Raw genomic sequence first — 14,242 nt, 5'->3', positions numbered from 1 at the left:
ATTGCCCGCGCAATCTGCCATCCTTGCACAGAATGCTTAACCTCTCTAATGTAAACAGAAGTCTGGATACCTCGCTTGTGTGTATGAGTTGCCGGCTGTCGTCAGCGTCTCGGAGCGAAATAACCACCACGTTCGACGATGATTGATCTGCATAATCATATTCTGCCTGGAATTGATGACGGCGCAGCAGATGTTTCCATCGCAATCGAGATGGCACGGATGCATGTCGATCAGGGAGTGGAGATCGTCGCCTGCACGCCCCACATCCTGCCGGGCCTATATCATAATGACGGGCCGCTGATCCGACGCGCAGTAGACGAGTTGCAGTCCATTCTCGATGAGGCGAGCATACCGCTCATCCTCATCCCCGGCGCGGACAACCATATCGCGCCCGACTTCGTCGCCGACCTGCGTAGCGGAAAACTGCTGACGCTCGGCGACACGCGCTATGTTTTAGTCGAGCCGCCGCACAACGTCGCACCCGCGCGGCTTGATGAACTGGTCTTCACCATTCTTTTGGCAGATTATGTGCCTATCGTGACACACCCTGAGCGATTGAAATGGATAGAAGAAAAGTACGACATCATTGAACGCATGGCGGCGCGCGGTGTCTGGATGCAGGTAACCTCGGGTTCCCTCACAGGGCGATTCGGACGACGGCCCAAATACTGGGCGGATAGAATGGTCGGCGAGGGCAAAGTAAACATCATTGCTAGCGATGCGCATGATACACAGCATCGCCCGCCGGACCTCGCCGCCGGCCGAAAGGCCGCGGAAGCTCTTGTGGGTGCGGCGGAAGCCGCGCGAATGACGTCGGGATGTCCGCGTGACATCGTGTTGGACAGGGCGCCGTCCGATTGTGCGTCCATAAGGGTGGAAGGTTTCGATGAAGCTGGGGGGGAAGACCGGGGCATGGACCGCCCGCCTCGCGTCGATGGCAGTGACCATCTTCTTGGCCGGTTGCGTCGCTTCTTCGGGGGATAATCCGTCACCGTCCGCTCAGGCCATCGCACCGGCGGCAAGTCGGGCAAATTCAGGCGATCTGGCTCCGGCCGCCACCGCTGCTTCCAGCACGGCGCGCCCCCTCGCCGCAACGGCGGCTGCAGGCCCGGCGCCGGTGGAGGCGCAGGCCGAAGTTCCCGCCAGTGAAGTGGCGGCGGTGACCGCAGCCGGCACGCCGGGATCGGCGGGTTATCGCGTCGGTCCGCTCGACATGCTCAACATCACCGTCTTCAAGGTCGCGGAATTGTCGCAGACGGTGCAGGTATCGGAGAGCGGAAAGTTCAGCTTTCCGCTGATCGGGGAGGTCCAGGCCGCGGGCCTTACGGTGAGCGAGATCGAAAGGGATGTTGCCGCCAAGCTCGGCGGGAATTATGTCCGCAATCCGCAGGTCACGGTGCTCGTCAAGGAATATAACAGCCATCGCATTACGGTCGACGGCGCCGTGGCCAAGCCCGGCGTCTTTCCCATGCAGGGACCGGTATCCCTGCTACAAGCAGTCGCGATGGCCGGCGGCGCACAGGAGGTCTCCGACGGCACCATCCTGGTTTTTCGCCGCGTCGATGGCAAGAGCAGCGTCGCCAAGTTCAATATGAGCGACCTTCGTTCGCAGAAGGTCAGCGATCCGGATCTTCAGGCGGGGGATATCGTGACGGTGCCATCCTCTGACGTGAAAGTCGGCCTCCAGTATATTTTGCGGGCGCTTCCGCTGTTCAATACCTTCATGCTGCTGTAGCCAGCCGATCGGTTAGCTCAGGATGACCCAGAGGACAGAGACAGGATGGTGAACGAAGGGGGAGACGGCGCTCGGGCCGGCGGAAGCGGGAAAAACCTGCCTGCCACCATCGACACGCGCGCATTGACCTCGACGCGGGACGGCTATGGATATGGGTATGGCGTGAGCGCCTATCCCGCCTACAACTCGGCCGAAGTTTCGGGCGACGACATCGATCTTGTGGCGCTTGCACGCCAGTTGATGGTGATCGCCTGGAAATGGCGGCACCTGATCCTGGGCACATCGGCCGTGTCTCTGGTCCTTGGGCTGGCCTATTGTTTCTTGGCGACACCGCTCTACACCTCGACGGTGCGCATCCAGATCGACCGCGAAGCCAGCAGGATCGTCGATGGCGGCTCGACCGCACCGGACGAATCCGGCGGCGGCGACTTCCAGAAGACGCATCTGGAGCTTTTGAAAACTCGCGCCATGGCAGAGCGCACCGTGGCCGCGCTCGGGCTCGACCGGGACGACGGCTTCACGGCCTCCTCGCCCGGTTTGATCGGCGCCATTTTTAACCTGTTCAGGGGCCCGCCGGAGGACGTGGATTTGGCCGCACAGGCGCAGAGGAAACTAGCCGTCGCCACCGGCCGGGTACAGGGGAGCGTTGATGTCGCTGCAGTGACCACCTCCCGACTGGTGGACATCCATTTTACTGACACGTCCCCCACGCGAGCAGCGACCATCGCAAACGCCTACGCGGACTCCTATGTCACCGCCAATCTCGACAAGCGTTTCGAGGCCAATTCCTACGCGAAGGTGTTCCTGGAGGACCAGATCAAACAGCTGAAGCTGCGGCTGGAAGAGTCCGAGCAGGCGTTGATCGCCTTTTCCGAACGCGAGGACATGATCCAGACCAATGACAAGGTCTCGATCGCCGAAAACAATCTCTCGGCGGCCAATTCCGCCCTCGGCCAGCTGATTTCAAGCCGCATCCGCGACGAGGAGACGTGGAAGCAGGTGGAGGCAAGTTCCGCTATTAACCTGCCCCAACTCCTGTCCAACGGCGTCATCGACGGGCTCCGCACGCAGCGCAACGCCCTGCGGCGCGACTATGAGGAGAAGCTGGAGACCTTCAAGCCGGGCTACCCAGCGATGGTGGAAATCTCCAACAAGATCGCCGAGATCGACCGCCAGCTGGCTACCGAGGTCTCGACGATCCGCAACGCCCTAAAAGCGACCTACGAATCTTCAGCCAGCCAGGAAGCCCAAATGCGCGAGCGCATCGAGGAACTGCGTGGTGAGGTTCTGGAACTTCAGAAGAAGAGCGTGCGCTACGGCATCCTCCAGCGCGAGGTCGATTCGAACCGGAACATCTATAACAGTCTGCTGCAGCGCTATAAGGAAGTGGACGTCGCCAGCGGCCTGGGCACCAACAACGTGTTCATCGTCGATCGAGCAATGCCCGGCTGGCGCTCGCACCCAAAGACGACTCTGATCCTGGCCGGCTCGCTGCTGTTCGGCCTTCTGGCAGGTTTTGGCGCAGGTCTCCTGATCGAACTCTTCGACGACCGCATCCACTCACCTGAGGACGCGGAGAAGGCCACTGGCCTGCCGCTCCTCGGCATCGTGCCGCGGGCTGAATTCCCAAACGGGATCGTCGCCGAACTTGCCGATCCCCGCTCCGCCGTCGCCGAGGCCTACCGATCCCTCGCGACCTCACTTCAGTTTTCGACCGAAACTGGCCTTCCGCGCACTCTTGTGGTTACCAGCGCGGGAGCCTCCGAGGGCAAGTCGAGCACGGCCATCGCGTTGGCCCGCCATTACGCCATCACGGGAAAGCGGGTTCTGCTTGTGGACGCCGACCTGCGACGTCCCTCGGTGCACAGCAAGCTCGGCTATGATAATGCTATCGGTCTGACCAACTGCTTGACGGGCATGTCTACCCTGCATGACGTGGTACAGGTAACCGACCTTGAGACGCTCGATTTCCTCGCTTCTGGCCCCCTTCCTCCCAATGCGGCCGAGATACTGGGCGGAACCCATGTGTTCTCGCTCATTTCGGTGGGGCTAGAAATCTACGACATCATCATTTTCGACAGTCCTCCAATGCTCAGCATCGCCGATGCCCAGCTTCTCGGCGCCGCAGCGCAGGCGACCATTTTCGTCACGGGCGCCGGCGACGGACGCAGGACAATCGCCCGCAACGCATTGCGGCGGCTTCAATTGGCCCGCGCCATCGTGATCGGTGTCGTTTTGACGAAGTTCGATATCCGCAGTGGGCATTACGGCTACGGGTACGGCTATGGCTACGAGTACTCCCAGGGCACCGACACCGGCAGCACCGGCACGAGCGCCAGCGGCCTCAGCGGAGGTCTCAGCGGGGTGAAGGCGCTGCTGCCGAAATTCGGCCGCCGCGACGCCAAGACCGACCACTCCGAAGCGGCGTGAACATGCCGGAGCCCGACGCGCTGGACGCCGCGCTCGCCTTGTTCAAAGACCCCGTCGCGGCGCGTGGCATGCCCCAACTAGCGCTGCCGTCCGGCATGGACCGGGTCCTCGCGGTCGCCGTCGGCGATCAGGAGGCGCTGGCTGCAGCCGAGCGGCGCAGCGGCATCGCGCGCGGTTCGCTCCAGCAGGCGGCCGGCTTCTTCATCGAGCAGGCCCTTCTCTTTCACGATGCAGACAGCTATCGCGTGCTGGGCGCCGGCCGCAGCGCAACGCATGAGGAACTGCGCCACAATATGGCGCTGCTCATGCGCTGGCTGCATCCCGATCTGCAATCGCTGCGCAGCGGCCCGCTGGACCGCGAAGTGTTCACCGCGCGCATCGCCCGCGCCTGGGAAGACCTGAAGACGGGGGAGCGGCGCAGCGCCTATGATCTGCGCCATCCCCCCGCCGCGCCGGCCCGCCCGGGCCCGGGACGCCGCGAGGCGCGAGCGTCGTCCGACCCGCGCGGCGGCTCCCGCAGCGGTGCAGGCAAGGGCGTTTCCGGAAAAAGCGGCGCAGGTCTTGGCAGCGTGGGTCTTCGCACTGCGGGTCTTGGCACTGCGGGTCTTGGCACCGCAGTAAAGCCCGGCGCCGGCAAGGGCGGCACGTCCCGGCCGGCGCCGGGCGGGGCCGCGAAAATCCGCCGCCCCGACGGGCCGGGCAGCGCGGCCCGACGCCGCCCCCCGCCGCTCAGCGTGAACCGGATCGAGGCCGCCTCCTTCTGGGTGCGCCTGTGGGGCTTCATCTGGGGGCGGCGATGAGCGAGGTGTCCGGCCCGCCGCCACGCGCGCGTCGACGGCCCCCGCGCACGCCTAGGCCGCGTCGGGTCTGGCTGCGCACTCTGCGCCTTGCCGCCGCTGTCCATCCCTGGCGCTGCGCCGCCATCGGCGCGGGCACGCTGGTTCTCTTCATCCTGATCGTGACCACCTCGCTGCCCATGGCGCTCGCCGAGCGCCATCCCGCGCTGGCGCTGGCGCTGCATCCCGAGCACCCCCGCGCCCTGCTGGCGCTGGCGCGCGAGGAACGGGCCCGGCTTACCACCGCCACGACCCAGAAAGAAGAAGAGGCCGCAGCGCGCGCCGAGGAAGCGGCGACGGCCGCTGCAGCCTCAGCCGCAGGCGGCGAGAACGCGGAGGACGCCGGCGCGTCGCCCGCGCCTGCCGACGATGCCGACACCCTCGCGCGGCAGGAGCGCGAGCACGCCGCCTCCCTCGCGCCGCCCGAAGCCGCCGAGCCGGATGCGCCCGACGCCGCCGTCGAGGAGGCCCAGCCTTCTCCGACGCCGCTGGACCTGCCGGCGATGCGCGCCGCCATCGGCGATCTTGCCACGCGCATCCTCGCCGGTGCCCCGCTGGAGGCCTCCGCCTGGCGGCTGAAAGGCGACACCTCGGACGATCTCGCCACCAGCCGGCAGGCGATGCTGGAGGCGGTGGCCCGCTCGCGCCGCGAAACTGTCGCCGCCTTCTGGCTCATGCACCAGGACTATGAGCAGCGCGATTATGCCGGCGTGGTGCGGATGGCCGACGTGCTGCTGCGCACCCGTCCGGCGCTGAACGAATACACGCTCACCTATCTCAGCTCCCTGTCGCTTACGCCCGAAGGCCGCGAGGCGCTGGTGGCGGCGCTCATCGAGAACCCGAGCTGGCGCGGGCTGTTCCTGCGGAGTATGGGCGGCAAGCTCGCCGCCTCGGACGCGCCACTGGCGCTGTTTCAGAGTCTCAAGGACGCCGGCAGCCCGCCCGGCGAGAGCGAGTTGGTTCCGCTGCTGCGGGCCCGCATGGCCGCCGAAAAGCGGGCCAGCGGCGCCTACAATATCTGGCTGCAGATGCTCCCCGAGGAAGAGGTGCTGAAGGTCCGGCCGGTCAACAATCTCGATTTCGCCGAGAACCCGAGCAGCCTACCCTTCAACTGGAACCTTCCGCGCTCGGTGAATGCCTTCATCGACCTTCAGCGCCGCAGCGACGACGCCGCAGGCCGGGTGCTGCGCATTCGCTTCGGCGTTGGCCGGGTGAGGCTGGGCTCCATGGAGCAGGTCACGTTCCTGCGGCCCGGCACCTACAGTTTCTCGGGCGAGCAGAAGGGCCTGATGTCCTCCAAGCGCGGCATAATCTGGCAGGTGCTCTGCTTTCCCAGCGGGCCCGTAGCCGGCCAGTCGAGCCAGCTCCTCGGCGCCCCGCGCACCTGGCGCCCCTTCTCCTTCGAGATCACCATCCCCGCCAATGGCCGCTGCGACGCTCAGCGGGTGCGGATGGTCCACGATTCGCGCTCCACCTCGGAGCAGTTCGCCTCGGGCGAAATCCAGTTCCAGTCGCTGCAGATCGCCCCGCTGGAGGCGGCGGCCTCCGGCGGCTGAACGGCGACGTCATTGCCCCTCGCGCTTCCCTAGGATCAGTGCCGCGCCGTGCGCGGCAGCGAAAGAATGCGCGCCTTGCTGCCCCCTTCCACCAGAGGCGCCGATGCGAGATGCTGGGCGCGCGAGGCGCCCCTTGCCGCGGCGTCGGCGAAACCTGTGCTGAAAGGGCAAGTCCCATGAAGAAGGCGACCCTCGACACGTCCGACACACTCTCCCGCAAGGATTATGAGAAGGAGCTCAAGCGCCTGCACGGCGAACTGGTAGCCCTCCAGGAATGGGCGAAGGCGACCGACGCCAAGATCTGCATCCTGTTCGAGGGGCGCGACGGCGCCGGCAAGGGCGGCGTCATCAAGGCCATCACCGAACGGGTGAGCCCGCGCGTTTTCCGCGTGGTCGCCCTTCCCGCCCCCACCGAGCGGGAACAATCGCAGATGTACGCCCAGCGCTACCTGCCGCATCTGCCGGCGGCGGGCGAGATCGTGATCTTCGACCGCTCCTGGTACAACCGCGCCGGGGTCGAGCGGGTGATGGGGTTCTGCACGGAGGCGCAGGCGGAGAAGTTTCTCGCCACCATCTCCGACGTCGAGCGGGCGATCATAGAATCCGGCGTCATTCTGCTCAAATACTGGCTCGACGTGAGCCCGGAGGAGCAGACCCGGCGGATCGAGCAGCGCATCCACGACCCGCGCAAGGTCTGGAAACTCTCGCCGATGGACCTCAGATCCTATGGTCGTTGGTATGATTATTCCCGCGCCCGCGACGCGATGTTCGCGGCGTCCGACAGCGCCTGGGCGCCCTGGTATGTCGCCGCCTCCGACGACAAGAAGCGGATGCGCCTGAACGTCATCAGCCATCTTCTGTCCAAGGTGCCCTATGAGGCGCAAAAGCGCGTCAAGATCACCTTGCCGAAGCGGCAGAAGCCCAAGGGCTATGTGGAGCCGGAAGATGTGCGCCACCACGTTCCTGCGATCTTCTGAAAACCATCCATCCGCCACCGGCGGCAAAGACCAGGGAGTGAAACAATGAGCGACGCCAAAAACCCGACCGACGGGCAGAACCAGCATCTCGGCGACGAGAGCTTCATGTCCGCCGCCGATCTGCGCGGCTATATGGACAAGATCGCGCTGGCGAAGATGAACGAGGCGGTCACGGCGATGGACCATGCCCGTCGCGCGAAGGAGGAACTCGCCAAGACTCTGTCCCAGCCGATCAATCTCACGCCGGCCAAGCTGGAGGAGATCACGCAGACACTCCTCATCAAGCTGCGCGCCGCCGCCGAGCGCGGCGAGAACGAAATCATGGTGATGCGCTTCCCAAACACGCTGTGCAGCGACCATGGCCGCGCGGTCAACAATGCCGAATCGAATTGGCCGGACACGCTGACCGGCCGGCCACGACAGGCCTACGAACTCTGGCGCGACCGTCTGCGCAGCAGCGGGTACGGACTTTCCGCCCTCATCGTGGAATGGCCCAACGGCATGCCCGGCGATGTGGGGATGTTCCTCACCTGGGGAAAGTAGTAAACTCGCACCATTCGGCTGGCCGGCCTATCCGACCGGCCGAACCATGAGCGCGCCCTTCCTGCCGCGCGCAGTGCCCTGGAGAACGGCATGTCGTCCCCGCCTCACGGCGCCGCCATCGAGCACCTGCCCTTCTTCATCACCGCGCCGGGCAGCACCGATATCCTGATGGTCGTCGCCGCCGTCACGCTGGTCGGCGCCGTGCTGCTAGCGGGCGTGGCGTTCCTGCACCTGCATTCGCTGCCCGAGCGCATGGCCCATCGCAGCCAGAAGCTGCAGTTCGAGATCGTGGCGGTCCTCTGCCTGCTGGCGCTGTTCACCCATAACCACGCGCTCTGGGTGATCGCGCTGCTCCTGGCCTTTATCGACCTGCCGGATTTCGGCACTCCGCTCAACCGCATCGCCCGCGCTGCCGAGGCCGTGGCCGGTCTGCCGCCGCCAGATCCCCGGAAAGACAGGGCGCACACGCCCTCAGCGCACGACGGCGCCACCGGAGCCGGGCCCCATGCTTGAGCTTCTTCTCTGCTCGCTGCTTACCGTCCTGCCGGACTATCTCTACCGCCGTTACGCGCAGGGCAAGCGCTTCGGGCGCGAGATCACGCTGTTCTCGGTGTGGTTCGAGCTGCGCTGGGGCATCACCGCTTGCCTCATGCTGACGGTGACGCTGATCACCATCATCTTCTACAATCACCCCTCCGCCACCAACGTCACCGCTTATTTCCGCACCGTGCCGATCGTGCCGGAGACGATCGGGCGCGTCGCCGAGATTGCGGTCGGCGTCAGCGACCGGATCGAGAAGGGCCAGCCGATCTTCCGGCTCGACGATGCCGCGCAGAAGGCAGCTGCCGAGACCGCCCGACGCCGCATCGCCGAGACCGACGCGGAAATCGTCGTCGCCCGGACCGATGTCGCCGCCGCGCAGGGACAGATCACCCAGGCGGAGAAGGCACTCCAGCAGGCGCGGGACGAGCTCGACACCAAGTCCCAGTTGAACACCCGAAATGCCGATGTCGTCTCCCGCCGCGAATTGGAGCGGCTTCAGGTCGTGGTCGAAGGACGCGAGGGGGCGGTCGCGGCGGTGGTGGCGGCGAAGGAGGGCGCGTTGATCCGGTTGGAGACGCTGCTGCCGGCGCAGAAGGCCAGCGCCGAGGCGGCGCTCGCCCAGGCCGAGGTGGAACTGGCCAAGACCGTCATCCGCGCCGGCGTCACCGGCCGGGTGGAGCAGTTCGGTCTGCGCGTGGGCGATCTGGTCAATCCGCTGATGCGGCCGGCCGGCGTGCTGATCCCCGACGATGCCGGCCGCCAGCGGCTGGTCGCCGGCTTCGGCCAGATCGAGGCACAGGTGCTGAAACCCGGCATGATCGCCGAGGCGACCTGCCTGTCCAAGCCGCTCACCATCATCCCGATGGTCGTTACCAGCGTGCAGGATGTCATCGCCGCCGGCCAGTTGCGCGCCAGTGAGCAACTGGTCGACGCTCAGCAGGTCGGCGCGCCGGGCACGCTCACCGTGTTTCTCGAACCGCTCTATGAGGGCGGCCTTGACGGCATCCCGCCGGGGTCGAGCTGCGTGGCCAACGCCTATTCCAACAATCACGACCTGATCGCCTCCGGCGAGGTCGGCACGCTGCGCGGGCTCTATCTCCACGTCGTCGACACGGTGGCGCTGGTACACGCCCTGCTGCTGCGCATCCAGGCGCTCATCCTGCCGGTGAAGACGCTGGTGTTCGGCGGGCACTGAGCGCCCTCGCGACCGGCAGCGGCCAGGGGCCGATGCTGCCGGCCGCGTCAGTCGCGTTCGGCGACGATCAGTTCGACACCCGCCTCCGCGAGGGCGCGCCGCATCGGCTCGGACGGGGGCAGGTCCGTCACCAGCCGGTGGATGCGCGCCAGCGGGGCAACCTCGAACACCGCCCCGCGCTCGAACTTGCCGTGATCCGCCAGCACGGTGACGCGGTCCGCGCGCTCGATCATCGCCTTGGCGACCTCGGCCTCCTGCAGGTCGAAATCCATTACGGCGTGGGCGTCGATCGCGCCGATGGTGAGCACGGCGTGGCGGGCACGGAACTTGCCGATCTGATCCAGCGCCAGCGGGCCGAGACTCTCGCCGGCATCGGCCCCATAGGCGCCGCCGAGAAGGAACACCTTGTGGCTGTGGTTGGTCGCCAGCGTTGCGGCGATGCGCGGCGAATTGGTGATGGCCATCAGCGAGGGACGCGCCGCCAGCGCCTCGGCAAAGGCGATGGTGGTGCTGCCGGTGTCGATGAACAGCGAATCCTCCGGCGCGAACAGCTCGCGCGCCGCAAGCGCGATGCGCTTTTTGCCGGCGGTGTTCTGCGCCATGCGCTGGGCGAAGGGCCACTCGGTCTCCGCTTCCGGGCCGCTGGCGAGCGGGCGGGCCCCCCCGTGATAGCGGCGCAGATGGCCGCCGGTCTCCAGCCGGGCAAGATCGCGCCGCACCGTCTCGCGCGACACGCCGAGCCGTCCGGCGAGGTCCTCGACCGTCACTTCGCCAGAGCCGGCGAGCACGGCGATGATAGCCTCATGGCGCGAGGAAAGTGCCACCCATGTCCCCTTACGATGCCGCACCGGAGCGGCCGGCTCATATCGTTCCCGCGCCGGTTCCCGGATCACGCTCCCGGACCCCTGCCCGTTCGGACAGATAGCGCGTGATATCGGTTATGCCAGCGGAAAGGATTCGGTCAACAGGACCAATTTTGCCCGAATACTCCGGCATGCAAAGACGCTTTATGGCGCTTTATGCCCATACGGGCAATTTATCTGACTTATTTGCATTCATTCGCCGGAGTATTATCCGCCAATGCCGACCGAATGGGCAATTAAGTCAATTTTCGGGCTTCCCTTCGTATCCCGATCCGGTACAGTGTTTGCAAGCGCGGAAAAAACAAGCAAGCACAACATTAGTGCAAGGCGGCGCGCGAGGGGAATGGATATGTCCGGCCTTCGGCCTTTCGGCGGCTCGCTCTCCGGGCGCCGCCAGCGGCGGTCTGGTCTCGCCCTCGGGCGGGCCGACCGTCCCGCTGCCGGCGCGGCAACCCTCGGGGGCCTGCGGCACAGCGGGTGCAGGCTGGACTCCGGCAGCAATGGAGCGACAGCGTGAATGTGGAAGGTGTGAAGCAGAGCGCCGGCGCCTGGCGGTTCATTAGCGCCTATGTGCGGCTGACGGACCGCGTGTCGGACTATGTCGGCTATCTCGCCGCGTCCCTCATCTTCGCCATGGGCGGCGTGCTGCTGTTCGATGCCGTGACCCGCAACCTGATCAAGATGCCGGTGCATTGGGCGGTGGAACTTACCCAGTTCATGCTCGTGGCCTATTACTTCATGGGCGGCCCGTTCACGCTGAAGAACCACGAGCATGTCCGCATGGACCTCTGGTACGCGACCCTGTCCGAGCGCGGCAAGGCCAAGGTCGACCTCGCCACCGTGTGGTGCCTGATCTTCTATCTCGGCGTTCTGCTCACCGGCTCGATATCAAGCCTGCAATACGCCATCGCCACCAATGAGAAGCGCTTCTCGATCTGGAATCCCTCGGTGATCCCGATCAAGGCGCTGCTCACGGTCTGCCTCGTGCTGATGCTGATGCAAGCCTTTGCGCTGGTCTTCAAGCATGTCGCCACCCTGCGTGGGGAGAAGCTCTGATGACCTATGAGATGATCGCGTTGCTGATGTTCGCGTCGATGGTGCTGGCGCTCATCAGCGGCCAGCTGGTCTTCGCCGGCATCGGCTTCGTCGCCTCCGCCGCCGCGCTGCTGCTCTATGGCCCCGGCGCGATGGACCTGCCGTTCAACCAGGTCTTCAAGCTGTTCAACTGGTACGCGATGCTGACCCTGCCCATGTTCATCTACATGGGCTATGTCCTGGCGGAATCCGGGATCGCGGAAGACCTCTATCGAGCCCTGCATGTCTGGTTCGGCCGCTTCACCGGCGGCCTCGCCATCGGCACCATCTTCCTGATGGTCATCATCTCGGCGATGAACGGTCTTTCCGTCGCTGGCATGGCGATCGGTGCCACCATCGCGCTGCCGGAGATGATCCGCCGCGGCTATGACAAGGTGCTGATTTCGGGCGTCATCCAGGGCGGTTCCTCGCTCGGCATCCTCATCCCCCCCTCGGTGGTGCTGGTGCTCTATGGCATGATCGCCCGCCAGCCGGTCTCCAAGCTGTGGTTCGCCGGCGTCGGCCCCGGCCTGCTGATGGCGGCGCTGTTCATCCTCTACATCTATGTCCGCGTGAAGCTGAACCCGAAGCTCGCGCCCAAGCTGACGGACGAAGAGCTGAACATGCCGCTGCGCGAGAAGCTGGCGCTGGCGCGGGCGGGCATCATTCCCTTCGCCATCTTCTTCTTCATGACCGGGCTGTTCGTCTTCGGCGTCACCAGCCTGGTGGAAAGCTCGGCGGTGGGCGCCACCACGGCGACGCTGGCGGCCCTCGCCAAGCGACGGCTGAACTGGCCGGTGGTGCGCGACACCGCGCTGAAGACGCTGAACGTGTCCTGCATGTTCATGTGGCTCATCCTCGCCGCCCTCGCCTTCGGCACGGTGTTCGACGGGCTCGGCGCGGTGAAGGCGGTGGAGTTCCTGTTCGTCCAGCAATGGGACCTCAATCCCTGGACCATCATCATCATGATGCAACTGAGCTTCATCGTGATGGGCATGTTCCTCGACGACACGGCCATGCTGGTCATCGTGGCGCCGCTCTACATCCCGCTGGTCAAGGCGCTCGATCTCGGCTTCGACAACCAGCTGATCTGGTACGGCATACTGTATACGATTACCTGCCAGATTGCCTACATCACCCCACCCTTCGGCTACAATCTGTTCCTGATGCGCTCGCTGGCGCCGAAGGAGATCACCCTGATCGACATCTACAAGTCGATCTGGCCGTTCGCCGCGATCATGCTGTTCACCATCATCATGCTGATGGTCTTCCCGCAGATCGCGCTCTGGCTTCCCGAACACATGAACGTCAAGGGCTGACCAACAGCCCCGCCCTTTCCCCCTTCCAGAGGAGAACAAGATGACCGACGAGATCAAGAAGCCCGTCCCGAAGAAGATCGACCCCGCCGCCGACGCCATCCTTGCCACCCGCCGCAGCTTCCTCGGCAAGGCGGCGCTCGGCACCGGCGCCGCGCTGGCGACCACGACGCTGGCGGCGCCCGCCGTCATCGCCCAGGCCGGCACCATCAAATGGCGCCTGCAGACCTATTCCGGCGCCCCTCTCGGCGCCCATGTCATCAAGCCGCAGATCGACGCCTTCAACGCCGCCGCCAATGGCGCGATGGAGATCGAGCTTTATTACGCCGATCAGCTGGTCCCCACCTCGGACCTGTTCCGCGCCCTGCAGTCCGGCACCCTCGACGCGGTGCAGTCGGACGAGGCCACCATGGCCTCGCCGGTCGATATCGCGGTGTTCGGCGGCTACTTCCCCTTCGCCACCCGCTACAGTCTCGATGTGCCGGCACTGTTCCGCTATTACGGCCTCAAGGAAATCTGGGCCGAGGCCTATGCCGAGGTGCCCAACGTCAGCTGGCTGTCTACCGGCGCCTGGGACCCGCTGCACATCTTCACCGTCGACAAGCCGATCAAGAGCCTCGCCGACATGGCGGGCCTGCGCGTGTTCGGCGTGCCCACCGCCGGCAAGTTCCTGTCGAAGTACGGTCTCGTGCCGGTAACGATCCCGTGGGACAACGTGGAAGTCGCGCTGCAGACCGGCGAGCTCGACGGCGTCGCCTGGTGCGGATTCACCGAGGCGTACGAAGTCGGCTGGGCCGATGTGTGCAACTACGCGCTGACAAACTCGGTCACCGGCGCATGGTTCGGCAGCTACTTCGCCAACACCCCGAGCTGGGAGAAGGTGCCGCCGCATCTGAAGGAGCTGTTCCTGATGAGCATCGACCAGTCGCATTATTACCGCGACGTCTGGTACTGGGGCGGCGAGGCCAAGCTGCGCGTCGAGGGCAAGAAGATGGAACTGACCTCGCTGCCGCCCGAGGATTGGGCGAAGGTCGTCGCCGATTCCAAGGGCTTCTGGGACGAGACCGCCTCCTCCAGCCCGCGCGCTGGCCGCGTCGTCGAAGCCTTCAAGAAATATGACGAGACCATGCAGAAGGCCGGCTACCCCTATCGCTGATCGTCCACCCGCAACCGA

General features: G+C 65.4%; 13 protein-coding genes. 12 read left to right on the top strand and 1 reads right to left on the bottom strand.

What is annotated here, in order from left to right:
* The first annotated feature begins 138 nt into the window (after window positions 1–138).
* The 9 genes from EV667_RS21415 to EV667_RS21375 all read left to right on the top strand — a co-directional run bounded on the left by EV667_RS21415 (window position 139) and on the right by EV667_RS21375 (window position 9,815).
* The gene (locus EV667_RS21415; protein WP_131837362.1) at window positions 139–984 is read left to right on the top strand and encodes a tyrosine-protein phosphatase; all 846 of its coding nucleotides are present in this window, start codon (window positions 139–141) and stop codon (window positions 982–984) included.
* Window positions 887–1,735: a polysaccharide biosynthesis/export family protein gene (locus EV667_RS21410; protein WP_245516314.1), complete on the top strand. Its 849-nt coding sequence runs from the start codon at window positions 887–889 to the stop codon at window positions 1,733–1,735. Before EV667_RS21415 ends, EV667_RS21410 begins: the two co-directional genes overlap by 98 nt.
* A 45-nt stretch (window positions 1,736–1,780) precedes the next feature.
* The gene (locus EV667_RS21405) at window positions 1,781–4,165 is read left to right on the top strand and encodes a GumC family protein (RefSeq protein ID WP_131837360.1); all 2,385 of its coding nucleotides are present in this window, start codon (window positions 1,781–1,783) and stop codon (window positions 4,163–4,165) included.
* A 2-nt stretch (window positions 4,166–4,167) separates the two neighbouring features.
* The gene (locus EV667_RS21400) at window positions 4,168–4,965 is read left to right on the top strand and encodes a J domain-containing protein (RefSeq protein ID WP_131837359.1); all 798 of its coding nucleotides are present in this window, start codon (window positions 4,168–4,170) and stop codon (window positions 4,963–4,965) included.
* Complete coding sequence (locus tag EV667_RS21395) at window positions 4,962–6,557, top strand: hypothetical protein (protein WP_131837358.1); 1,596 nt, start codon at window positions 4,962–4,964, stop codon at window positions 6,555–6,557. Before EV667_RS21400 ends, EV667_RS21395 begins: the two co-directional genes overlap by 4 nt.
* A gap of 176 nt (window positions 6,558–6,733) precedes the next feature.
* A complete protein-coding gene (gene ppk2, locus EV667_RS21390) occupies window positions 6,734–7,534 on the top strand; it encodes a polyphosphate kinase 2 (RefSeq protein WP_131837357.1) in 801 nt (266 codons plus the stop codon).
* A 45-nt stretch (window positions 7,535–7,579) separates the two neighbouring features.
* Window positions 7,580–8,077, top strand: coding sequence for a hypothetical protein (locus tag EV667_RS21385; protein WP_131837356.1), 498 nt, complete (start codon window positions 7,580–7,582; stop codon window positions 8,075–8,077).
* A 90-nt stretch (window positions 8,078–8,167) separates the two neighbouring features.
* Window positions 8,168–8,590, top strand: a complete 423-nt coding sequence (locus EV667_RS21380) for a hypothetical protein (RefSeq protein ID WP_131837355.1) — start codon at window positions 8,168–8,170, stop codon at window positions 8,588–8,590.
* Complete coding sequence (locus EV667_RS21375; RefSeq protein ID WP_131837354.1) at window positions 8,583–9,815, top strand: HlyD family secretion protein; 1,233 nt, start codon at window positions 8,583–8,585, stop codon at window positions 9,813–9,815. Before EV667_RS21380 ends, EV667_RS21375 begins: the two co-directional genes overlap by 8 nt.
* A 47-nt stretch (window positions 9,816–9,862) precedes the next feature.
* On the opposite strand, the gene EV667_RS21370 is transcribed toward EV667_RS21375, so the two are convergent.
* Complete coding sequence (locus EV667_RS21370) at window positions 9,863–10,639, bottom strand: DeoR/GlpR family DNA-binding transcription regulator (RefSeq protein WP_131837353.1); 777 nt, start codon at window positions 10,637–10,639, stop codon at window positions 9,863–9,865.
* Between the two features lie 552 nt (window positions 10,640–11,191).
* Here EV667_RS21370 and EV667_RS21365 point away from each other — a divergent pair.
* Genes EV667_RS21365 through EV667_RS21355 form a run of 3 tightly spaced genes read left to right on the top strand, consistent with a single transcriptional unit; the run spans window position 11,192 to window position 14,224 of the window.
* Complete coding sequence (locus tag EV667_RS21365) at window positions 11,192–11,734, top strand: TRAP transporter small permease subunit (protein ID WP_131837352.1); 543 nt, start codon at window positions 11,192–11,194, stop codon at window positions 11,732–11,734.
* Entirely contained in the window at window positions 11,734–13,071 is a 1,338-nt protein-coding gene (locus EV667_RS21360; protein WP_131837351.1) for a TRAP transporter large permease, read from the top strand. Before EV667_RS21365 ends, EV667_RS21360 begins: the two co-directional genes overlap by 1 nt.
* Window positions 13,072–13,111: 40 nt before the next feature.
* A complete protein-coding gene (locus EV667_RS21355; RefSeq protein WP_131837350.1) occupies window positions 13,112–14,224 on the top strand; it encodes a type 2 periplasmic-binding domain-containing protein in 1,113 nt (370 codons plus the stop codon).
* The last annotated feature ends 18 nt before the right edge of the window (window positions 14,225–14,242 follow it).

Source organism: Ancylobacter aquaticus, from assembly GCF_004339465.1.
Classification (GTDB): domain Bacteria; phylum Pseudomonadota; class Alphaproteobacteria; order Rhizobiales; family Xanthobacteraceae; genus Ancylobacter; species Ancylobacter aquaticus.
Note: the sequence above shows the minus strand (reverse complement) of the source record. Positions and strands in the feature narration are given on the sequence as shown.